The 20,185-nt window shown below is 62.9% G+C and carries 19 protein-coding genes and 1 tRNA gene; 7 read left to right on the top strand and 13 right to left on the bottom strand.

The features are described 5' to 3' along the window. Positions 1-171: 171 nt before the first annotated feature. The gene (gene ppdK / locus NKI88_RS24670; protein ID WP_352657891.1) at positions 172-2,877 is read right to left on the bottom strand and encodes a pyruvate, phosphate dikinase; all 2,706 of its coding nucleotides are present in this window, start codon (positions 2,875-2,877) and stop codon (positions 172-174) included. Positions 2,878-3,092: 215 nt separating this feature from the next. Here ppdK and NKI88_RS24665 point away from each other — a divergent pair, with 215 nt between their 5' ends. Both NKI88_RS24665 and NKI88_RS24660 read left to right on the top strand, forming a co-directional pair. Beyond that, a complete protein-coding gene (locus tag NKI88_RS24665; RefSeq protein ID WP_023670692.1) occupies positions 3,093-3,437 on the top strand; it encodes a VOC family protein in 345 nt (114 codons plus the stop codon). A 110-nt stretch (positions 3,438-3,547) separates the two neighbouring features. Next, a tRNA-Gln gene (locus NKI88_RS24660) sits at positions 3,548-3,622 on the top strand. A gap of 118 nt (positions 3,623-3,740) precedes the next feature. Here the strand turns inward: NKI88_RS24660 and NKI88_RS24655 are convergent. From NKI88_RS24655 to NKI88_RS24640, 4 genes are all read right to left on the bottom strand, one after another. Continuing rightward, positions 3,741-4,049: a hypothetical protein gene (locus tag NKI88_RS24655; protein ID WP_352522286.1), complete on the bottom strand. Its 309-nt coding sequence runs from the start codon at positions 4,047-4,049 to the stop codon at positions 3,741-3,743. Between the two features lie 1,220 nt (positions 4,050-5,269). Then, the gene (smc, locus tag NKI88_RS24650; protein WP_352657887.1) at positions 5,270-8,728 is read right to left on the bottom strand and encodes a chromosome segregation protein SMC; all 3,459 of its coding nucleotides are present in this window, start codon (positions 8,726-8,728) and stop codon (positions 5,270-5,272) included. Positions 8,729-8,797: 69 nt separating this feature from the next. Further along, on the bottom strand, positions 8,798-9,529 hold the full coding sequence (locus NKI88_RS24645; RefSeq protein WP_023687169.1) for a DsbA family protein: 732 nt from the start codon (positions 9,527-9,529) through the stop codon (positions 8,798-8,800). Positions 9,530-9,696: 167 nt separating this feature from the next. Then, positions 9,697-10,203, bottom strand: a complete 507-nt coding sequence (locus tag NKI88_RS24640; RefSeq protein ID WP_023687168.1) for a DUF721 domain-containing protein — start codon at positions 10,201-10,203, stop codon at positions 9,697-9,699. A 50-nt stretch (positions 10,204-10,253) separates the two neighbouring features. Between NKI88_RS24640 and mutY the strand changes: the two genes are divergently transcribed. Then, positions 10,254-11,375: an A/G-specific adenine glycosylase gene (mutY, locus tag NKI88_RS24635; protein WP_023668390.1), complete on the top strand. Its 1,122-nt coding sequence runs from the start codon at positions 10,254-10,256 to the stop codon at positions 11,373-11,375. Between the two features lie 22 nt (positions 11,376-11,397). After that, positions 11,398-12,009 carry an HAD family hydrolase gene (locus tag NKI88_RS24630; protein ID WP_352657884.1) on the top strand — a complete coding sequence of 204 codons (612 nt, stop codon included), beginning with the start codon at positions 11,398-11,400 and terminating at the stop codon, positions 12,007-12,009. Positions 12,010-12,049: 40 nt separating this feature from the next. Here NKI88_RS24630 and NKI88_RS24625 read toward each other — a convergent pair whose 3' ends face one another. Continuing rightward, positions 12,050-13,183 carry a site-specific DNA-methyltransferase gene (locus NKI88_RS24625; RefSeq protein WP_023687165.1) on the bottom strand — a complete coding sequence of 378 codons (1,134 nt, stop codon included), beginning with the start codon at positions 13,181-13,183 and terminating at the stop codon, positions 12,050-12,052. Between the two features lie 188 nt (positions 13,184-13,371). Between NKI88_RS24625 and NKI88_RS24620 the strand changes: the two genes are divergently transcribed. Beyond that, positions 13,372-14,058: an HAD family hydrolase gene (locus NKI88_RS24620; protein ID WP_352657881.1), complete on the top strand. Its 687-nt coding sequence runs from the start codon at positions 13,372-13,374 to the stop codon at positions 14,056-14,058. Between the two features lie 5 nt (positions 14,059-14,063). On the opposite strand, the gene NKI88_RS24615 is transcribed toward NKI88_RS24620, so the two are convergent. The 7 genes from NKI88_RS24615 to NKI88_RS24585 form a co-directional block, all read right to left on the bottom strand. Beyond that, a complete protein-coding gene (locus NKI88_RS24615) occupies positions 14,064-14,495 on the bottom strand; it encodes a DUF1801 domain-containing protein (RefSeq protein WP_023731299.1) in 432 nt (143 codons plus the stop codon). A 13-nt stretch (positions 14,496-14,508) separates the two neighbouring features. Then, positions 14,509-14,967: a DUF1801 domain-containing protein gene (locus NKI88_RS24610; protein ID WP_023735570.1), complete on the bottom strand. Its 459-nt coding sequence runs from the start codon at positions 14,965-14,967 to the stop codon at positions 14,509-14,511. A 3-nt stretch (positions 14,968-14,970) separates the two neighbouring features. Next, positions 14,971-15,192, bottom strand: coding sequence for a hypothetical protein (locus NKI88_RS24605; protein WP_352657878.1), 222 nt, complete (start codon positions 15,190-15,192; stop codon positions 14,971-14,973). 26 nt (positions 15,193-15,218) lie between these two features. Continuing rightward, positions 15,219-15,611 carry a VOC family protein gene (locus tag NKI88_RS24600; protein ID WP_352657875.1) on the bottom strand — a complete coding sequence of 131 codons (393 nt, stop codon included), beginning with the start codon at positions 15,609-15,611 and terminating at the stop codon, positions 15,219-15,221. A 56-nt stretch (positions 15,612-15,667) separates the two neighbouring features. Then, on the bottom strand, positions 15,668-16,093 hold the full coding sequence (locus tag NKI88_RS24595) for an SRPBCC family protein (protein WP_352657872.1): 426 nt from the start codon (positions 16,091-16,093) through the stop codon (positions 15,668-15,670). Then, positions 16,090-16,413 (bottom strand): ArsR/SmtB family transcription factor, encoded by a 324-nt coding sequence (locus NKI88_RS24590; protein ID WP_023698528.1) that lies wholly within the window; start codon positions 16,411-16,413, stop codon positions 16,090-16,092. Before NKI88_RS24590 ends, NKI88_RS24595 begins: the two co-directional genes overlap by 4 nt. A 199-nt stretch (positions 16,414-16,612) precedes the next feature. Then, positions 16,613-17,344: a hypothetical protein gene (locus NKI88_RS24585; protein ID WP_023692064.1), complete on the bottom strand. Its 732-nt coding sequence runs from the start codon at positions 17,342-17,344 to the stop codon at positions 16,613-16,615. A 128-nt stretch (positions 17,345-17,472) separates the two neighbouring features. On the opposite strand from NKI88_RS24585, the gene thrC reads away from it, so the two are divergent. Continuing rightward, a complete protein-coding gene (gene thrC, locus NKI88_RS24580) occupies positions 17,473-18,870 on the top strand; it encodes a threonine synthase (protein WP_023754850.1) in 1,398 nt (465 codons plus the stop codon). A gap of 14 nt (positions 18,871-18,884) precedes the next feature. Beyond that, entirely contained in the window at positions 18,885-20,177 is a 1,293-nt protein-coding gene (locus tag NKI88_RS24575; RefSeq protein ID WP_023668402.1) for a M16 family metallopeptidase, read from the top strand. The last annotated feature ends 8 nt before the right edge of the window (positions 20,178-20,185 follow it).

Here is a 20,185-nt window from a genome sequence, read left to right as displayed (position 1 = left end):
GTTTCTCGGCACCGGGCGGGTTGGGGGGCCGTGAAATTGGGCAGAAACGATGTCGGGATTGCGTGTTGAGCCGCGCACATCAGCGTGAATTTGCTTACAAAATCGTAAGCTTAGCGCCAAACGGCCACCCAGGGTGGCCGTTTCATCGCTGCCGAAATGACTATGTCGAAATCAGGATGCCGCGGCGCTCTTTTTGGGGCGCGGCACTGCTGTTTTGGCAATCTGCACCGCGGCTTGGGCTGCGGCCAATCTTGCGATCGGCACGCGGTAGGGAGAGCACGACACATAGTCGAGGCCGACCTCTTCGCAGAAGCGGATCGAGGCCGGATCGCCGCCATGTTCGCCGCATATGCCGAGCTTGATGTCGGGCCGCGTCGCCCTGCCTTTTTGCGCAGCCATGCGCACCAGTTCGCCGACGCCCTCGATGTCGAGCGAGACGAACGGGTCCTGCTCGATGATTCCTTTCTGCCGATAGGTCTCGAGGAAGGACGCCGCATCGTCGCGCGAGATGCCGAAGGTGGTCTGGGTGAGATCGTTGGTGCCGAAGGAGAAGAACTCGGCCGTAGCGGCGATGACGTGGGCGCGGATCGCCGCGCGCGGAAGCTCGATCATCGTGCCGGTGAGATAGTCGATCTTGACGCCGGTCTCGTCCATGACAGCCTTGGCGACCGCATCGATGCGCGCCTTGACGTAGTCGAGCTCCTTCACCAGGCCGACCAGCGGCACCATGATCTCGGGAACGACCAGCGCGCCGGCTTTCTTGCCGGCCTCGACGGCTGCCTCGAAAATGGCACGCGCCTGCATCTCGGCAATCTCGGGATAGGAGACGGCGAGACGGCAGCCGCGATGGCCGAGCATCGGGTTGAACTCGTGCAGGGCTTCTGTGCGCTGCCTGAGCTTGTCGGGCGAGACGTTCATGGCGGCGGCGACCTCCGCCACCTCCGCTTCCGTCTTGGGCAGGAATTCGTGCAGCGGCGGATCGAGCAGCCGGATCGTCACCGGCAGGCCGGCCATGATCTCGAACAGTTCGAGGAAATCCGAGCGCTGCATCGGCAACAGCTTGGCAAGTGCGGTGCGGCGGTCCTTCTCGGTATCGGCCAGGATCATCTCGCGCATGGCGACGATACGCTCGCCGTCGAAGAACATGTGCTCGGTGCGGCAGAGGCCGATGCCTTCGGCGCCGAAGGAGCGCGCCATGCGCGCATCGAGCGGCGTCTCGGCATTGGTGCGCACCTTCATGCGGCGCACCGCATCGGCCCATTCCATGATGGCGGCGAAATCGCCCGACAGTTCCGGCTGCAGCATCGACACGGCGCCCTTCAGCACCTGGCCGTTGCTGCCATCGATGGTGATGATGTCGCCCTTGCGGAAGGTCTGGCCCATCGACATCAGCGTGCCGGCCTTGTAGTCGACACGCAGCGAGCCGGCGCCCGAAACGCAAGGCTTGCCCATACCGCGCGCGACCACGGCGGCGTGGCTGGTCATGCCGCCGCGCGTGGTCAGGATGCCTTCCGAAGCATGCATCCCATGAATGTCTTCGGGGCTGGTTTCGATGCGCACCAGGATTGCCTTGCGACCTTGCGTCTTCAGATCCTCGGCATCGCCCGAGGAGAAAACAATCTCGCCGGTCGCCGCGCCCGGAGAAGCCGGCAGGCCGACGCCGATGACATCGCGCGCGGCCTTGGGGTCGATGGTCGGATGCAACAGCTGATCGAGCGAGGCCGGATCGATGCGGGCGACCGCCTCCTCCGTCGTGATCAGCTTGTCGCGTGCCATCTCGACGGCGATCTTCAGCGCCGCTTTGGCGGTGCGTTTGCCGGAACGCGTCTGCAGCATCCACAATTTGCCGCGCTCGATGGTGAATTCGAGGTCCTGCATATCGCGGTAGTGCTGTTCCAGGCGGTCGGAGATGTCGACGAAGGAGCGAAACGCGTCCGGCATCAGTTTCTGCAGCGACGGCTTGTCCGAGCCGGCGGCAATGCGCGCCGCCTCGGTGATGTTCTGCGGCGTGCGGATGCCGGCTACGACATCCTCGCCCTGCGCGTTCACCAGGAACTCGCCATAGAGCATCTTTTCGCCGGTCGAGGGATTGCGGGTGAAGGCGACGCCAGTGGCTGACGTCTCGCCCATATTGCCGAACACCATGGCTTGGACATTGACCGCCGTGCCCCAGCTTTCCGGGATGTCGTGCAGGCGCCGGTAGGTGATGGCGCGGTTGTTCATCCAGCTGGAAAACACCGCGCCGATCGCCCCCCACAGCTGCTCGTGCGGGTCCTGCGGAAACGGCTTGTCGAGTTCCTCCTCGACCTTGGCCTTGTAGAGGGCAATGACGCTCTGCCATTCCTGCGCTGTCAGTTCGGTGTCGAGCTCGTGGCCGAGGCTCGCCTTCTCGTCCTCGAGGATTTCCTCGAACACTTCGTGGTCAAGACCCATGACGACATCGGAATACATCTGGATGAAGCGGCGGTAGCTGTCATAGGCAAAGCGGGCATCGCCGGAATCGGCTGCCAGCGCCTCGACCGTCTCGTCATTGAGGCCGAGATTGAGCACGGTGTCCATCATGCCCGGCATCGAGGCCCTGGCCCCGGAGCGGACCGAGACCAGAAGCAGCTTCGACGGATCGCCGAAACGGCGCCCCGTCAGCTGCCCGATATGGTCCAGCGCCTTGACGACATCGGCCTGCAACGCGGCCGGATAGCTGTTGCCGTTGGCGTAATAGGCGTTGCAGACTTCGGTGGTGAGGGTGAAGCCCGGCGGCACGGGCAGGCCAAGACTGCACATCTCGGCCAGATTGGCGCCTTTGCCGCCGAGAAGGTTGCGGTCGCCCGCACGTCCTTCCGCGGCGCCATCGCCGAAGGTGTAGACCCATTTGGTCATGCTCGCCCTCCAAGTCCTCGGAAGAGAGAACACCGGGGCCAAGACCCGGTTCCCCCGCGTTCCGACCCGAGCGTTATTATGCTGCAGTGCGAAAGGCAAGGTGTGGCAGCGAAGCCCGGCGACTACAATCGATTAAGCAAAAGCTGCGTCGAAAAGACTTGCCGGATCGCTGCCCAGGATATAGAACATATAGGGAACAAGTTGGGAGCAGCGTGATGAAACTCAACGGAAAACTCGACTATCTCGAACTGCCCGCGACCGGCGCAACGCTGGACAGCGTCAAGGCTTTCTACAGCGCCGCCTTCTCGTGGTCGTTCACCGATTACGGGCCGACCTATTCGGCCTTCGGCGAAGGGCTCGATGGCGGCTTCCAGGCCGATGCAGCGGAGGCGCCGGCGAAACCATTGCCGGTGCTCTATTCGCAGGATCTGGAAGCAACGCTCGACGTTGTCGAAAGCGCCGGCGGCACGATCGTCAAGCCGATATTCTCGTTCCCGGGCGGCAGGCGGTTCCATTTCACCGATCCCGCTGGCAACGAGTTGGCGGTCTGGGGCGAATAGCGCGTCCCCGCGCCAAGCGGTGGCTCAGTTTTGCACAGTGGCCAACTCGGCATTGAGCTTTCGTGCCGCTCGTCCTATAAGGCCGCGCGCAGCGGGCAAAGCTCGTTTGCTGGGGCGTCGCCAAGTGGTAAGGCATCGGTTTTTGGTACCGACATTCCCAGGTTCGAATCCTGGCGCCCCAGCCAAATTACATGGCTTTTGGAATCAATGATTTACCGACCTTATGGATGGCTGCCGTCAGGCGCTATCTGACTCCCACGCGACCCCGACTCCGTCGACAGAGCCGGGGCCGTGCGGAGAGGATCAGTAATCGTTGTCGTCCTGGATGACGACGGGATGATGGCGATGATGTCGATAATAGCGATGATGGCTACGCTCGATCGAGCCGGTCACGATGACAGTATCCCGGCGATGATGTCTGCGGCCGTGGTCGTAGAAGGCAACCGTGCCGTGTCTGCGGTGATGAAGGCGTTGACCTTGGTCATTGATGATTCTGACGTTCCTGTGATGATGACGATGGTGGGTCGTGATGACCACGTCAGCTTCAGCTGCCGGAGCTACCGTCGGCACGGCAAGGAACAGTGCCAAGGCGCTCACGATCATTGTTTTCATTGTAATATCTCCATCTGCTAATTATCCCTTCGCGGGGATAACCGCGTCCCATCCCTTTGGTTCCGAGTAGCGTCGTTGGTCCACGGGCGCGATCAGTGACGGCTGCTCCCGCGCAACACGGCGTGTGAAGGAAGGAATTGCAACAACAGCTCTTGTTGGCAAATTCTGGTGAGCACGCTCTTTCAAGCCGACCACCAAGGTTACGCAACTCGACAAAGCAGCGCTGCGCACGACCATTCTATGTCGACCCGTTCGATCTCCTGATCTGTGACGGGAAACACTTGTCTTGCGAGGAAGACCGTCGGCACAATTTGTGAGATTTACGAGACCAATCAGGCCATCTTAGATCGCCTAAGTCGGGCCGTCTCAGATCCCGTAAGAAAGTGCAAGGTAAACCACCGGCGCCAAGATCAGCAGAACCGCGATTCCGATAACCACTGCGATTGCCAGGCGCTCTGTTCGCCTGACAAGCTCAGCGACCTTGTCGTCGTCAGCCGATGGTATGAGGTCAAGAACGGAAGAAACCTCCGCAGGACTGTCGTTGTCGTTTGCGGGTCGGGTTGCGCCGTCACGCACTGATCTCTGGACAAAGGTCACTGTCAGCCTCTCTATTGAACGAACACCGCTTGGCGGTGTCACGACGATCGGGTGCCCGCTAACCTCTCAGGAATGGCGGGCACCCGATTGACCACCGATGAAGGGACTCATGCTCGGCAGCCCGGTTCCAATGTATCGGGAGGGCATAGGTTGCCCGCCTTCGGGCCTATGGCTCCGACGTCAGGACTTCAGTCATACCCTGTTCGGACCATGGTCTGGCAATCGACGAAGCGATGGCCGCCATTTTGTTTCGACGCAGAAAATGCGGGAACATTAGTAGGCTCTTACGAGTTCACTCCCAGCAACTAGTTCGGGAGAGATACGGTGAACAACATAATCTGGCTCATCGGAGCAGTCGTTATCGTGATTGCGATACTGAGCTTCCTGGGCTTCCGATAAACGTGGCAGCTGAATTGCTGTCGGAGCCTATTGCCATTTGCGCCTTGTAGGCATCGCTTTCGCGTTGCCGGCGCTTTGCATGTGGGCTTTGGCGTTCGCTCTCAGGTGGCTCCTTCTCTTCAAACCTTACAGAATGCGCGTCGCAAGCAGGTCGCAAGGGCGACGGTCCTGTTGCAACAGTCGGATCGAGGCCATCGCCGACGAAATCAACAAAGCATGCTGCGTCAGCTCGCCTCGCGCATCGCCTCAGCGGCCTGCAGATCGACCGAGACCAGTTGGCTGACGCCCTGCTCGGCCATGGTCACGCCGAACAGGCGGTTCATGCGCGCCATCGTGATCGGGTTGTGGGTGATGATGACGAAGCGCGTCTCGGTGGTCGCGGCCATTTCGTCCATAAGGTTGCAGAAGCGTTCGACATTGTGATCGTCGAGCGGCGCGTCGACTTCGTCGAGCACGCAGATCGGCGCCGGATTGGTCAGGAACACGGCAAAGATAAGCGACATCGCCGTCAGCGCCTGCTCGCCGCCGGACAGCAGCGTCATGGTCTGCGGCTTCTTGCCGGGCGGACGTGCCAGGATTTCGAGCCCGGCTTCCAGCGGGTCGTCGGATTCGATCAGCTGCAATTCGGCCGTGCCGCCACCGAACAGATGCGAGAACAGCCGCTGGAAATGGCCGTTGACCACCTCGAAAGCGGCAAGCAGCCGTTCGCGGCCTTCGCGGTTCAGGCTCTGGATCGCTTGCCTCAGTTTGCGGATCGCCTCGATGATGTCCTCGCGCTCGGAAACGATGGCCTCCAGCCGGTCCGACAGTTCCTTCTGCTCTTCCTCGGCGCGCAAATTGACGGCGCCGAGCCGCTCGCGCTCAACCTTCAGCCGGTCGAGCTGGCGCTCGATGTCGCCCATTTCGGGCATCGGGCTGTCGGCTTCCAGGCCAGTATGGCGAATGACCAGATGCGGCGGCGTGTTCAGCGTTTCCTGGATGCGCGCCTCGACCTCGAGCCGGCGCTCATCGGCGGCGGTCAATCGCTCTTCGGCGCGGACGCGGGTTTCGCGGGAATCGGCCAGCGACTGGATCGCCGCGGTGGCGGCCTTGTCCAGCTCGGCCTGCTTGGTCTCGGCCTCCTGCAAGCGGTCGGCGGCTGCCTTGCGCAAGGTCTCGGCCTCGGTGAGCTGCGACAGCAGCGCGCGGCGCCTGGCGTCGATCTCATCGGGGGCGTCGGCCAACGTCTCGCGCTCGGCCTCGGCTTCAGCCCTGCGCTCGCCGAGCGAGGCGATCTGGGTCGAGGCGTTTTCGGCCCGCTGCAGCCAGTTGCTGCGCTCGGCGCCGATGGCGTCGAGCCGGCGCGTGCGCGCTTCGGCTTCGCGGCGCAGGCCTTCATGGACGGCGCGCGCGTCGGCCAAGGTTGCGCGATCGCGGCTGACATTGGCGGCGGATTGTTCAAGCTGCAATTGCAGGTCGCCGAGATCGGGGGCGTCCTGCAGCAGCATTTCGGCCTCGGCGAAGGCGGCGGCCGTTTCTTCATGGCTGTCGACGATTCGTGCGCGCGCCTCGTCCACGGCGGCGCGGCGGCTTGCCAGCTCGCCACCGGCCTTTTCGGCCTCGGCCAGCGCGCTGCGGGCGGCGTCCAGGCCGTGCTGGGCATCGCGCCCGGCCTGGCGGGCATTGCGCTCGGCCTCGCTCGCCTCACGCAGCGCCTGTTCGGCCTGGGCAAGGGCGGCCTCTGCCTCACGCATGATCTGCGTCGCCTGCACCGCCTCGGCATCGAGTTCGGCCAGCCGGTTCTTCTGCGCCAGCCTTTGCGCGGCCGCGGTCGGTGCATCGGCGCTGGCGGTCAAGCCATCCCAACGCCACAGCGCGCCGTCACGGCTGACCAGCCGCTGGCCGGGGGCAAGCAGCGTCTGCAGGCGTTTGCCGTCCGCCGCATCGACGATGCCGATCTGCGCCAACCGGCGGCCAAGCTGCGAAGGCGCGCGCACCACGCTGGCGAGGCTCTTGAGGCCTTCCGGCAAAGCCGCATCGCCTGGTTGAACCTGGCTTTCGCCCCAATGCACCGGCGCGCTGCGGTCGAGCGGCACGTCGAGATCCTCGCCAAGCGCAGCACCGAGGGCCGTCTCATAGCCGCGTTCGACGCTGAGTTGCTCCAGTACCGACGGGAAAAGATCGCCGCTGGCGGCATTGAGGATCTTGGCCAGCGTGCGGGCTTCGGTCTCGATGCCGGCGAGTTCGGCCCTGGCATCCTGCAGCGGCGGACGGGCGGCACTCTCGGTGGCGCGCGCCTCGGCGACGGCCTGTTCGGCAGCAATGGCGCCGGCCTCGGCTTCCTCCAACCGGGCGAGCGCGTCCTCGACCAAAGCGCGCTTCTCGGCGGGATCGGGCAGGCCGGCGACTTTCGAGACGATCTCCGATAGCTCGCGGTCGACATCGGCCAGCTGGCGGGCAAAGCGATCTCGGCGTTCGGCGGTGTCGCGCAGCGTGCGCTCGATCTGGTTGCGCGAGGCGGCGGCCTCTGCTCGTTCGGCGGTCAGCGCAGCGAGCTTTGCTTCGCTTGTGACAAGCGTTGCGCCGGCCTGCTCGAAAGCGGCCCGCGTCGTGGCTTCGCGCTCGGCGGCGCCGGCATTGTCTGAGTTGAGCGTGGCTTCTTCCTCGCGCAGGCGCTCAAGAATGTCTGCATTGTCGCGGACCATGCGCTCCTCGCGGGCGATGTCGCCGTCGAGCTGCTGCAGCCGGCGCTCGAGTTCGGCCTGGCGGGCGCGGATGCGGCCTGCCTCCTCCTCGATCTGCGCCTTGGCGATCGACAGCCGCTGGAAGGCGGCGGCAGCCGCGGCCTCGGCGTCACGCAGATCGGGCAGCCGGTGGGCGCCGATGCCTTGCTCCCGGGCGGCAGCCATCTGGGCGGCGGCGCGGTCGCCGACCAGAGCTGTGGCAACCGCCAGCGCCGACCGCGCATCGCCCTCCTGGGTCTTGGCCAGCGTCCAGCGCAGATGCAAGAGCGTGGCTTCCGCCTTGCGGATATCGGCCGACAGGTTCTTGAAGCGCGATGCCTGGCGCGCCTGGCGCTTAAGGCTTTCGATCTGGCTCTCCAGTTCGCCGACGACATCGTCCAGCCGTTCCAGATTTTGTTCGGCCGCCTTCAGCCGAAGCTCGGCCTCGTGACGGCGCGTGTGCAGGCCGGAAATGCCGGCGGCCTCTTCGAGCAGCGCGCGGCGCGCCTGCGGCTTGGCCTGGATCAGTTCGCCGATGCGGCCCTGTCCGACCATGGATGGCGAGCGCGCGCCGGTCGACTGGTCGGCGAACAGAAGCTGCACGTCCTTGGCGCGGGCTTCCTTGCCGTTGATGCGGTAGAGCGAGCCGGCTTCGCGCTCGATGCGGCGCGACACCTGCAATTCATCGGCGTCGTTGAAGGCGGCGGGCGCGGTCCGGTCGCTATTGTCGAGGAACAGCGTGACTTCGGCGGTGTTGCGGGCCGGGCGCGTTCCCGAGCCGGAAAAGATCACGTCGTCCATGCCGGACGCGCGCATGTTCTTGTACGAGCTTTCGCCCATCACCCAGCGCATCGCCTCGACAAGGTTCGACTTGCCGCAGCCATTCGGCCCGACAATGCCGGTCAGGCCGCGTTCGATGACGAACTCGCCGGGTTCGACGAAGGACTTGAAGCCGAGGAGGCGAAGGCGCGAAAACTTCATTCGCGCCTGCCAGGAAGGCGCACAGGTGCGCTGACGCCGAAGCGCAGTCGCTCCGGCGCCGCCTGGACGTCAGAGCAGAGGGTCGATGATGGCCGATATTTCCTCAATCGACATCGCACCTTTGTAGGTTTTCCCGTTGATGAAGAAGGTCGGTGTCGAGTCGACCTTGAATTCATCGGCGCCGCGCTTCTGGACCGATCTCACATCGTCCAGAAGTTTCTGGTCCGTCAAGCAGGCCTCGAAGGACTCCTGTGTAAAACCGGCGAGCTTGGAGATCTGCAGCAGCGCATCCTTGGTATTGTTGACGCCGACCCAGTTGGCCTGCTGCTTGAACAGCACGTCGACCATCGGGAAATAATTGTCCTTCGAACAGCGCGCCAGCATGAAACCGGCCTCGGCGCTCGGATCGAACGGGAATTCGCGCAGGATGTAACGCGCCTTGCCGGTGTCGATGTATTTGGTCTTCAACTCAGGGAAGGTGGTCGCCGCGAAATGCGCACAATGCGGGCAGGTCATCGAAGCATATTCGACGATGGTGACCTTGGCGTCATCCTTGCCGAGCTGCTTGTCGGGCAAAGCGCCGGGCTTCAGCAGTTCGGCCATGTCGACATTGCCGGAAGACTCCGGGACCTTGACGGCGGCCGGAGTGGCAGGCGTCGAAGCAGGCACCGCGGGAGCCGCAGGCTTCACATCCGCTGCTTTGGCATCCTCGCCTGAATCGCTGCATGCGGCGAGCATAGCCACTGCCGGAATGACGGCCAGCGAAGACAGGAGGTTTCTGCGGGACAAGCTACGGTTCATGCGAATCACCTGACTGTGGTTTGATTTTGCAACGCAAAGGCTAGAAAAGGCGAGAGTTGGCGGGAATTAAGGCATCGCCGTCCCCATTCCAATCGCCAAACTCTACATGCAGGATCACGAATGCGCGAGATAGATGACGCGTTCATGACCGACTGATTACCGATTGATTACCTTGGCCGCTTCCTTTGGCCAAGAATTGTGGCGCCAAGACGCTCCAGCGAGGCGCGCAAGCCTTCATCCTCGATCTTGCCGACGGTATCGGACAATTTGGCCTTTTCGACAGAAGTCAGTGCTCTCGGCGTCGGTTTCGGCCGGGCTTTGTCCCTCAGCACCGGCTTTTGCACGATCCGGATCCTGCCGATCGCGTTGAAGCCGAGAAAGGCATTGACGCGGTTGATGATCTCGCCGGTCTCGTGCTGTAGGTGCAGCGCGGCCATGCCCTCGCAGGCGATGACCAGCACCGCCGGCTCGAACGGATCGTCCTCATGCATGCGGCGCGGCCACTGGATTTTTTCGGGGCGCGAATGGCCGGCGAGCCTGGGGCCGGCGATCTCTTCCCATGACTGCACCAGCCCGATCGAAATGCCGGCCCGCTTGCGCAGCACGGGGTCGAGGATCGCGGTCGCGAGATCGCTCACCGGAACGGGATTGCCGTAAGGCGTTCTCCCTGCCATGTACGTTCTCCAGCCACGTTCCTCACCAGCCTAGAGCCAGCCCGCGATCAATGGCACTGCACGAACAGACCCGCAAGGCCGCATCCGGACCAACTCTATCGGGAGAGATCGCCGCGCGTCTGCTTGCCTGGTACGACGCGCACCATCGCGAACTGCCGTGGCGGATCACGCCGCACGCCGCGGCCGGCGGTGCACGGCCGGACCCCTATCGCATCTGGCTTTCGGAAGTGATGCTGCAGCAGACCACGGTCGAAGCGGTAAAATCCTATTTTCGCGCCTTTGTCGAGAAATGGCCTGATGTGAAGGCGCTGGCGGCTGCGCCGGCCGAGGATGTGATGAAGGCCTGGGCCGGGCTCGGCTATTATTCACGGGCGCGCAACCTCAAGGCCTGCGCCGATCTGGTTGCGAGCCAGGGCGGCCGTTTTCCCGACAACGAAACGGGATTGAGGGAATTGCCGGGGATCGGCGCCTATACGGCGGCGGCGATCGCGGCGATCGCCTTCGACCGTCCGGCGGCGGTCGTCGACGGCAATGTCGAACGTGTCATCTCGCGGCTCTATTCGATCGCAACGCGGCTCAGCGAGGCAAAGCCTGAAATCCGCGCGCTCGTCGCAAGACTGGTTCCGCAGACAAGGCCGGGCGACTTCGCCCAGGCAATGATGGACCTTGGCGCCACGATCTGCACGCCAAGACGGCCGCGCTGCATGCTGTGCCCGGTGCGCGAGGATTGCAGCGCCATCCTGTCCGGCGACCCCGAGCGCTTTCCGGTCCGCCTGCCCAAGGTCGACAAACCACTCAGGCGGGGTGCCGCCTTCGTCGCCGAGCGCGGCGACGGCGCCATCCTGTTGCGCAAGCGGCCTGACAAGGGCCTGCTCGGCGGCATGACCGAGGTGCCGACCACAGGTTGGACAGCGCGGATCGACGGTGCAACCACTTCGGAGGCAGCGCCCTTCCCTGCCGACTGGCGGCGCGCTGGAGAGATCGCGCATGTCTTCACCCATTTCGCGCTCGAGCTCGAAGTTTTTCACGCTCAAGTGAAAAGTGATGCGCCGGAAGGGCATTTCTGGTCGCTGGCCCATGACATTTCCGGAGAAGCGCTGCCGACCGTCATGAAAAAGGTCATCGAAGCAGCGATACCGGGCGCAACCAAAAAACACCGCCCAATTGACTAGCATTCGCTTTGAAAGGCCAGAAATGACTGAAATCCGCCATATCGTGTTCGACATCGGCCGCGTCTTGCTCCACTACGATCCGAACATTCCGTTCAGCCGCCTCATTCCCGATGCCGAAGAGCGCAAGTGGTTCTTCGACAATGTCTGCACGCATGACTGGAACATCGAGCAGGATCGTGGCCGGACGTGGGAAGAGGCGGAAGCGCTGCTGATCGCGGATTACCCGGATCATGCTGAAAACATTCGCAATTTCCGGCGCTATTGGAACGACATGGTGCCGCATGCCTATGAGGACAGCGTCGCCATCATGCTCGGCCTGATCGAGAGCGGCCGCGACGTGACCATGCTGACGAACTTCGCCGCCGACACGCTTGCCGAGGCAAGACTGCGCTTCGATTTCCTTAGCCGCCCGCGCGGCGTGACCGTGTCGGCCGATATCCGTGAGATCAAGCCCGACCGCGCCATCTACGACCACCACGTGGTCTCGTTCGGCCTGGAGCCCTCCGCCACGCTGTTCATCGACGACAGCCCCAGGAATGTCGACGGAGCCAAGGCGGCTGGCTGGAATGCTGTGCTGTTCACAGATGCAAAAACGCTCAAGGCGGACCTTGAGCGGTATGGCATCGCGGTGTGAGCCGCGCAGAGGCCGGAAGGTAGCGCTCTACGACCTGAGATCAAGCCCCTGCCCGCTCCATGCCAAGCCTGGCAATCCGGCGCAGTTCGTCGATCGGGGTCAGGCCGCCCGAGCGCTCATAGTGCCAGAAGGTCCAGCCATTGCAGGCGTCCAGGCCCTGCACTTCGGCGCCGATCTTGTGGATCGAGCCGGCGCTGTCGCCGATCGCCACCGTGCCGTCGGCGCGTACCTTGGCCGACCAGCGCTTCTTGGCATCGTAAAGCGTGGCGCCGGGCTGCATAAGCCCGGTATCGATGAGGCTGACAAAGGCGACGCGCGGCTCGGCGCGCTTGCCGGTGAGCACGGCGAGATCGGCGCTTTCCAGCGGCCGCACCGCATCGATGCGCTCGTTGGCGGCGTCGATATAGGCCTGTTCGCGCTCGATGCCGACGAAGTGACGGCCAAGCCGCTTGGCCACGGCGCCGGTGGTGCCGGAGCCGAAAAACGGGTCGAGCACGATGTCGCCCGGCTTGGTCGAGGCCATCATGATGCGGGCGAGCAGCGCTTCCGGCTTCTGCGTCGGATGCAGCTTGTCGCCATTGTCGTTCTTCAGCCGCTCGCCGCCAGTGCAGATCGGGAACAGCCAGTCGGAGCGCATCTGGATGTCGTCGTTCGATGCCTTCATGGCTTCGTAATTGAAGGTATAGCCCTTGCCCTTCTGGTCGCGCGAGGCCCAGATCATGGTCTCATGCGCGTTCTGGAAGCGGCGACCGCGGAAATTCGGCATAGGGTTGGTCTTGCGCCAGACGACATCATTGAGAATCCAGAAGCCGAGATCCTGCATCTTGGCGCCGACGCGGAAGATGTTGTGGTAGGAGCCGATGACCCAGATGGTGCCATTCGGCTTCAGCACGCGGCGTGCCGCCAGGAGCCAGGCGCGGGTGAAGGCGTCATAGGCCTCGAAACTCTCGAACTGGTCCCAGTCATCGTCGACGGCGTCGACCTTGGACTGGTCGGGCCGGTGCAAATCGCCGTCGAGCTGCAGATTGTAAGGCGGATCGGCGAAGATGACGTCGATGGATTTTTCCGGCAGCCGGTCGAGCGCGGCGACACAATCGCCCTTGAGGATCGTGTCCAGCCACTCGGATTGCTGGGGGGCGTGGGAGAGGTCGGCGAGAAGACGCACGGCAGACATTTTTACACCCAAGGCACGCGTTACTGTTTACTCCCCGTTATGGTTACCGATCAGCGTAAATATTCGGTGAAGGACGCAACGGTCCAGGCAGCCCTGACGTCGTCAATTTGCGCAGCCCGGCCCGTTGGTGTATGTCGCGCCGCTTGAGCCTTGCCGGGCCTCCATCACCCTCCCTCGTTCGGATTGCCATGCCCCAGCCAGACCTTGTCATCTTCGATTGCGACGGCGTGCTCGTCGATTCCGAAATCATCGCAGCCCGCGTCGAGGCCGAATTGCTGACCTTGGCCGGATATGAAATCTCGGCCGAGGAATACGCCGAAACCTATGCCGGACTGACCTTCAAGGACATCATGATGCGGGTCGAGGCAAAGTCCGCGATCCCGTTCCAGGCCTCGATGATCGACCGGGCCGAAGAGCTGGTCGACCGCAAACTGCGCAGCGAAGTGCGCGCCGTCGACGGCGTGCGCGAGGCGGTCGCCGCGGTCACCGCGCCGCGCTGCGTCTGCTCGAACTCACGCTTGGAGCGGATCGAGTTCATGCTCGAGAAAGTGGGCCTGCTGCCGTTCTTCGCCGGCCGGATTTTTTCAGCGCTGGAAATACCAAGCAAGAAAACCAAGCCCGCGCCGGATGTGTTCCTGATCGCGGCGCAGCAACTCAACGCCAATCCGGCAAACACCTTCGTCATCGAGGATTCGGTGCACGGCGTCACCGGCGCCAGGGCCGCTGGCATGCGCGTGATCGGCTTCACCGGCGCCGCGCACAGCTATCCCGGCCATGCCGATGTGCTGACCGAAGCCGGCGCCGAAACCGTCATCCGCCGATGGGCCGAACTGAAAAGTGTGATTGCCGCTCTGTCGGAGTGGTCGGACGCCTGAACCGATCAGTCCTTAGCTTTGGCCGACTTAGCCGGTTTCTTCTTAGCCCTGTTGTAGGCAATCGCGGCGCGGACGAGCGCTTTCAGCGCATCCGCATCGATCTCGTCGCCCTCCGACACATCGATGGCGCGCCACACCTTGCCGTTGAGCCCGTTGTTGAACAGCCTGTAGGGATCCGGCAGGCTGGCACCGTGAGAAAAGGTCAGCTTCACCTTGTCCTTGTGAGCGTTGCCGACGGCGATCATGCCGTCGCGTGACCATACCGGGCTGCCCATCCACTTCCACTCCTCGATGATTTCCGGGTCGGCGTCGAGGATAGTCTTGCGCAGGCTGGCCAACGTCTTGCCCCGCCAATCGTCCAGCTCCCGGATTCGGGCATCTATCCGCTCGGAGGCAGAGGCGCCTCCCTCATCCTTGCTCGACATGCTGATCTTCATGGTCTGCCTCCGTTCACATCTTATCGCCGGGCAATCGGCTGGCCTGCTTCACCCAGGAGGCGAAGCGGGCTTCGTCGATCTCTTCGCCTTCATGGATGTCGAGATAGCGCACTTCCTTTTGCCTGGAACCGCCGGGAGGCACAGGATCGAGCGACGTGCCGCGAAAGAAGGCGACTTTGACGTATCTGGTGAAGCAATGCAGGCTGAGGAACCAACCCTCGCCCTCGATGCCATAGAACGGTGAGTTCCACTTCACCGCCTTGTAGACGCCGGGGACGGCGCTGACGATAAGTGCGTCGATCCGGCGCCCGACATCGCTTTTCCAGCCCGGCATGGCAGCAATATACGCCTGCACCGGAGCGTCCCCATAGGCCTTCGGGATCTGCGGGTTGCCGCCCGAAAGCAGGACCGGCTTTTCCGGCTTGTCTGGGGCCGGTTTTGCAACCTTCGATTTTCCCAGCGCCTTGGCCATGTCCTACCCTTGCGCGCCCTGCTCGCCACGCGATCTCGCGACGTAAGACAGCACGAACATATAGAGGCCACTGAACAGCAGCAGGAAGAGCGGCAGCAGCGGCGAATAGACCACCCAGGCCGGAGGTTGCCCGAACGCCATGGTGATGAAATTGGCTGCCACGGTCAGCGTGAAGATGATCGACAGCCAACGATGGGTTTGACGTATCCATTTGCTCAAGTTCATTGCAACCCTCCTCTTGAAACCAGCGCCTACCAACGCGCCAGTTGGGTGATCTGGATGAGATTGCCGCAGCTGTCGTTGAGCCGGGCGATGGTCGAGCCGGTCACTTCTGTCGGCGCCGTGGCGAACGCACCGCCGCGTCCCTTGATGCGCTCGTAATCACCCTTGACGTCGTCGGTGAACAGCATGAGCGCGGGCTGCCCCTGCTTGAAGATGGCCTGCTGGTAAGCCTTGGTGGCCGGATTGTCGTTGAGCGCGAGTTGCAGTTCGGTTCCCTCGGGCTCATCGGGTGAGGTGACGGTCAGCCAACGAAAAGGCCCATTGCTGAAGTCGGCCTTCACGGCAAAGCCCAGCACGTCGGTGTAGAAGCGCAGTGCGTTGTCCTGGTTGTCCACATAGACGCTGGTCAGCTTGATCTTCATCGATTTGTCCTTTTTGCATTCGGTGTCCCGCGATCACGGCATGGTACCGACAGGCTTCAATCCGGCTTCGCCAGAAGCTGCTCCAGCTTGGTGAGGAATTGCTGCCACCCGGCCCTGGCTCCGCCATAGGCCTGCTTCTGGCTCGGATGGAAACCCGACTGCTCGACGCGCAGATGGGTCCCCTTGCTGGTGGGCGTGAGCGTGAACGTCACCACGCTCTTCAGATTGTAGGCGGCATCCTCATGCGCAAAATCCCAGCTGTAGGACAGCGTCCTGTTTTGCTCGATGGCCAGCACCTCGCAGTCGAGCACGCCGCCCCAGTCGCCGCGAAGATTGAAGCTGTGGCCGACGACAGGCTTGAAATCGTTCTTCATGAGCCAATCCTCCATCAGATGCGGCTGCGTCAACGCGCGCCAGATCTTCTCCGCCGGCCAGGATATTTCACGTTCGACGACGACGGTGCGCAGCTCGGGATTGCTCACTGGTCCATCCTTTTCAGCAGGTTCTCGAGATCATCGAAGCGGCTCTCCCAGAATCCTGTCATTTGAACTGTCCAGTTGGTCAGCGGACCAAGTGCCTCGGGCTGCGCGCTGTAGTGGGTCTGGCGTCCGGCGTGGCGGTCACGCACCAGGCCGGCCAGCTTCAGGACGCCGAGATGCTTCGACACCGCCGGTTGCGAGACCCCGGACTGCGCCGTCAGCGCCCCCACGGTCTGCTCACCTTGGCGGCACAAGCGCTCGAAGATGGCCCGCCGGGTCGGGTCGGCAAGCGTTCTGAACAAAGTATCGTGGGCGTCCGGCATCGGGATCAATAACCTGCGAGCTATTGATTGACGTATAACCGCCGGGATATGGATGAGTCAAGTGCGCTGGCGGAATGGATCGAGATTAAAGCGCAGACGCGACCTGCCGCAGGCGCACGCCTGCAGGATTACGATCGGATCGTTTGGATCTTTCAAAGAGTTGACCGGCACCGTCGCAGCAGCGACGGCGCCCAGGCGCTTAGTTCGTCGCCGGAGCGCGCTTCTTTTTCTTGCCGGACTTCTTGTCCGCCGCCGCCGGCGCAGTGTCGTCATAGCCGGCATAGACAGTGTAATCCCGGGCGGAGGGTTCGGGCACGACGACGTTGGGATCGGTGAACACGAACTGGGTGGCGGTCGAGGGATCGCTGACCTGGATCTGATAGGGGTGGATCTGCGAATAAAGTACGTCGGGGCCGTGCATGACGGCAATGCGGATCGGCATGGTGATGGTGCCGGGGGCGAACAGCGGTCCCGGCACGATCTTGCCGGCAACCCCAACCTTCATCGTCAACTGGCCGTTGGCACGGCTGCAATCGCGGCTCACATCGCTGATCGAGGCCTGGTAGATGATCTTGGCCGGATCCTTGTTCGGATCGACGATGGAGCCGTCAGGCGCCGTCTGCGCGGCGGCAGCGGCCTCGGCATCCTGTGTTGCATCAGCCTTTTTCTTTTTCGGCTGCGGCGCGCCCTTGGCGTAGGTATTGAAGTATGCGGTGCCGTCACGCACCGTCACTTTCGGGCAGTAGGCCTGCAACTGGCTGGCGAGAACCTTGGGATCCTGAGGCGGTATTGGCGCATTCGGGTCGGTTTTCTTGCCGAATCCGAGATTGAGGATGCCATTGTCGCTCGATTGGCAACCGGCGGCGGCAAGCATAAAGCCGGTTAGCGCCAGACCCGCGACAAAGCGACGGTTGAACTTATGAAACGCCATGAAACTGCACTTCCCTCTCGCAAAGTTGGTGACGTATAGCAACGCCACGGCAAAAATGCGACTGAGGCGGCTCGGAAAATTAACCAATTGCCGTGGATGAAACCGGCGGCAGCAATGGACCTTTGACGATGCGCTATGTGAGTACCCGCGGGGATGCGCCCGTGCTTGGATTTGCCGATGCGGTGCTGGCGGGGCTGGCCCGCGACGGCGGGCTTTATGTGCCGCAGACATGGCCGCAGTTTTCGGCAGCCGAGATCCGCGCCATGCGCGGCCTGCCCTATGCGGACCTCGCCATCCGCGTGCTGACGCCCTTCCTCGGCGGCGAGATCGCCGCACCCGTCTTCGAGCGCCTGGTGCGAGAAGCCTATGCCACCTTCCGCCACCGGGCCGTCTGCCCGCTGGTGCAGACCGGCGCCAACACGTTCATCCTCGAGCTCTTCCACGGTCCGACGCTGGCCTTCAAGGACGTTGCCATGCAGCTTCTTGCCCGGCTGATGGACCATGTACTGACTGAGCGTGGCCAGCGCGCCACCATCGTCGGCGCGACCTCGGGTGACACTGGCGGCGCCGCCATCGATGCCTTCGCCGGCCGCGACCGAACTGACATTTTCGTGATGTTCCCGCATGGCCGCGTCTCGCCGGTGCAGCAGCGGCAGATGACGACATCGACTGCCGCCAACGTCCAGGCGCTGGCGATCGAAGGCAATTTCGACGATTGCCAGGGCCTGCTGAAGGATATGTTCAACGATCATCGTTTTCGTGATCGCGTGTCCCTGTCGGGCGTCAATTCGATCAACTGGGCCCGCATCATGGCCCAGATCGTCTATTATTTTTCCTCGGCGCTTTCGCTCGGCGCGCCGGACAGGCCGGTCTCCTTTACCGTGCCGACCGGCAATTTCGGCGATATTTTCGCCGGTTACGCCGCCAAGAAGATGGGCCTGCCGATCGAGCGGCTGATCGTCGCCACCAACGACAACGACATATTGGCGCGCACTTTCGCGACCGGTGAATACCGCACCAAGGGTGTGTTTGCGACGACGTCGCCATCGATGGACATCCAGGTATCGTCGAACTTCGAGCGACTGCTGTTCGAGGCCTGCGACCGTAACGCAGAGACGGTGCGGCGTTACATGGCCGGCCTCAAGCAATCCGGCGCCTTCACCATCGAAACCGCAGAAATCGACCGGATGCGGTCCGAATTCGACGCCGGACGCGCTGATATGGACGAGGTTGCCGCCACCATCCGTTCAACGCTCGAATCCAGCAATTATCTGCTCGATCCGCACACGGCCGCGGCCGTGCATGTCGCCGCCGGCAAGGCTGACGGTGCAGTGCCGATGGTGGTGCTGGGCACGGCGCACCCGGCCAAGTTCCCGGCCGCGGTCGAAGCCGCCTGCGGCGTGTCGCCGGCCCTGCCCGCATGGCTGGGGTCCTTGATGTCAGCCGACGAAAAGTACACGGTACTTCCATCCGACCTGAAAATGGTGGAAGATTACGTGAGCCGCCACTCAAGGGCAGCGCGTTAGGGAGTACTTGCCATATGGGTGTTGAGGTAAGCCGTCTGTCGAACGGCCTGACAGTCGCCACCGAAACCCTTCCAAGCCTCGAATCCGTTGCCCTTGGCGCCTGGGTCAAGTCCGGCGCCCGCAATGAGCGTGACGACGAGCACGGAATGGCCCATCTGCTCGAGCATATGGCCTTCAAGGGTACGAAAAGGCGGACGGCCTTCGAGATCGCCTCGGAAATCGAGGATGTCGGCGGCGAGATCAATGCCGCCACATCAGTCGAGACGACGTCCTATTACGCCAGGGTGCTGTCCGACGATGTGCCGCTGGCGGTGGATATCCTTGCCGATATCCTGCAGGAGTCCGAATTCGACCCAGAGGAACTGGAGCGCGAGCAGCATGTGATCCTGCAGGAGATCGGCGCCGCGCACGACACACCCGACGACATCGTCTTCGACCGTTTCACCGAGACCGCCTTCCGCCACCAGACGATCGGCCGCTCGATCCTCGGCACGCCGGAAACCGTCAAATCCTTCACCTCCAAACAGCTGCATGATTTCATCGAGCGCCAATATGGCGCCGAGAAGATGGTGATCGTCGCGGCCGGCGACATCAAGCATGACAATTTCGTGCGCGAGGTCGAAAAACAGCTCGGCGGTTTCCGCAGCAAGTCCGACAGCACGATGCCCCAATATGCGCAGTATGTCGGCGGCGATTTCCGCGAGGATCGCGACCTGATGGACGCGCAGATCGTGCTCGGCTTCGAAGGCCGAGCCTATCATGTGCGCGATTTCTACGCTTCGCAGGTGCTGTCGATGATCCTCGGCGGCGGCATGTCGTCCCGGCTGTTCCAGGAGGTCCGCGAAAAGCGTGGCCTGTGCTATTCGGTCTATGCCTTCCACTGGGGTTTTTCCGATACCGGCATCTTCGGCGTTCATGCCGCGACCGGGCAGAGCGACATTGCCGAACTGGTGCCGGTCATTATCGACGAGCTGCAGAAGGCCGGCGAGAATATCCTTCAGGAAGAGCTCGACCGCGCCCGCGCGCAATATCGCGCCGGCCTGATCATGTCGGCTGAAAGCCCGGCCAGCCGCGCCTCGCAGATCGCCAGGCAGCTGCTTCTGTTCGGTCGGCCGATCGCCAAGGAGGAATTGATGGAACGGCTGTCGGCGCTGACCGTCGAGCGGCTGACCGACCTTTCGTCCCGGCTGTTTTCGACCAAGCCGACGCTGACCGCGGTTGGACCGGTGGGTACGCTCGCGCCCTATGAGGCGATTCTCGATTCGCTTGCGGGCACGCACACCACGGCCCGCAAGCTCGCCGTCTAAGCCTTCAA

The sequence above is a fragment of the Mesorhizobium sp. M0317 genome (genome assembly GCF_040321555.1).
GTDB lineage: Bacteria > Pseudomonadota > Alphaproteobacteria > Rhizobiales > Rhizobiaceae > Mesorhizobium.
Note: the sequence above shows the minus strand (reverse complement) of the source record. Positions and strands in the feature narration are given on the sequence as shown.

Coding starts and splice junctions, on each gene's coding strand:
- NKI88_RS24585 (WP_023692064.1), bottom strand. CDS start 17,344: ATGGCGTTTCATAAGTTCAACCGTCGCTTTGTCGCGGGTCTGGCGCTA.
- NKI88_RS24620 (WP_352657881.1), top strand. CDS start 13,372: ATGCCCCAGCCAGACCTTGTCATCTTCGATTGCGACGGCGTGCTCGTC.
- NKI88_RS24600 (WP_352657875.1), bottom strand. CDS start 15,611: ATGAAGATCAAGCTGACCAGCGTCTATGTGGACAACCAGGACAACGCA.
- NKI88_RS24640 (WP_023687168.1), bottom strand. CDS start 10,203: ATGGCAGGGAGAACGCCTTACGGCAATCCCGTTCCGGTGAGCGATCTC.
- NKI88_RS24655 (WP_352522286.1), bottom strand. CDS start 4,049: ATGAAAACAATGATCGTGAGCGCCTTGGCACTGTTCCTTGCCGTGCCG.
- thrC (WP_023754850.1), top strand. CDS start 17,473: ATGCGCTATGTGAGTACCCGCGGGGATGCGCCCGTGCTTGGATTTGCC.
- NKI88_RS24590 (WP_023698528.1), bottom strand. CDS start 16,413: ATGCCGGACGCCCACGATACTTTGTTCAGAACGCTTGCCGACCCGACC.
- smc (WP_352657887.1), bottom strand. CDS start 8,728: ATGAAGTTTTCGCGCCTTCGCCTCCTCGGCTTCAAGTCCTTCGTCGAA.
- NKI88_RS24615 (WP_023731299.1), bottom strand. CDS start 14,495: ATGAAGATCAGCATGTCGAGCAAGGATGAGGGAGGCGCCTCTGCCTCC.
- NKI88_RS24605 (WP_352657878.1), bottom strand. CDS start 15,192: ATGAACTTGAGCAAATGGATACGTCAAACCCATCGTTGGCTGTCGATC.
- mutY (WP_023668390.1), top strand. CDS start 10,254: ATGGCACTGCACGAACAGACCCGCAAGGCCGCATCCGGACCAACTCTA.
- NKI88_RS24610 (WP_023735570.1), bottom strand. CDS start 14,967: ATGGCCAAGGCGCTGGGAAAATCGAAGGTTGCAAAACCGGCCCCAGAC.
- NKI88_RS24630 (WP_352657884.1), top strand. CDS start 11,398: ATGACTGAAATCCGCCATATCGTGTTCGACATCGGCCGCGTCTTGCTC.
- NKI88_RS24665 (WP_023670692.1), top strand. CDS start 3,093: ATGAAACTCAACGGAAAACTCGACTATCTCGAACTGCCCGCGACCGGC.
- ppdK (WP_352657891.1), bottom strand. CDS start 2,877: ATGACCAAATGGGTCTACACCTTCGGCGATGGCGCCGCGGAAGGACGT.
- NKI88_RS24575 (WP_023668402.1), top strand. CDS start 18,885: ATGGGTGTTGAGGTAAGCCGTCTGTCGAACGGCCTGACAGTCGCCACC.
- NKI88_RS24645 (WP_023687169.1), bottom strand. CDS start 9,529: ATGAACCGTAGCTTGTCCCGCAGAAACCTCCTGTCTTCGCTGGCCGTC.
- NKI88_RS24625 (WP_023687165.1), bottom strand. CDS start 13,183: ATGTCTGCCGTGCGTCTTCTCGCCGACCTCTCCCACGCCCCCCAGCAA.